Here is a 421-nt window from a genome sequence, read left to right on the forward strand (position 1 = left end):
GCCTACAACCGGGCCACCGGAAGCGCGATGGACGATCCGGCCCTGGTGGCGCGCGCGATGCTGAGGATGCTCGAAGCAGAGACGCCGGAGCGCTTCCTGGGCTACCCCGAGAAGCTTGCGGTGCGCATCAACGGCATCGCTCCGGCGCTGCTCGATGGCGCCTTCGCCAGGCATCGCCGCAGCCTGCCAGCATTGCCGCAGGAGCCCGCCGAGCGGGCCGGAGACTCCGCAGCCCGCGCCAGTTCCTTCACCACGATTCACTGAGGTTTCTGCCATGACGACCCGATCCGAACACCCATCGTCCCCTGCACTGCCCCGTCGACGCTGGGCGGGCGCCCTGCTCGCCGCCGCAGCACTTTCCGGCCTGCTGCCGCACCTCGCCAGCGCCGCCGGCGTGGAGGAGTCGGTCACCGAACTGCAG

General features: G+C 70.5%; 1 protein-coding gene. It reads left to right on the forward strand.

What is annotated here, in order from left to right:
- A partial coding sequence (locus tag D7W81_RS41600) for an SDR family oxidoreductase (protein ID WP_208721704.1) occupies positions 1 to 264 on the forward strand: 264 nt, incomplete at its 5' end.
- Positions 265 to 421 lie beyond the last annotated feature (157 nt).

The organism is Corallococcus aberystwythensis (assembly GCF_003612165.1).
GTDB lineage: Bacteria > Myxococcota > Myxococcia > Myxococcales > Myxococcaceae > Corallococcus > Corallococcus aberystwythensis.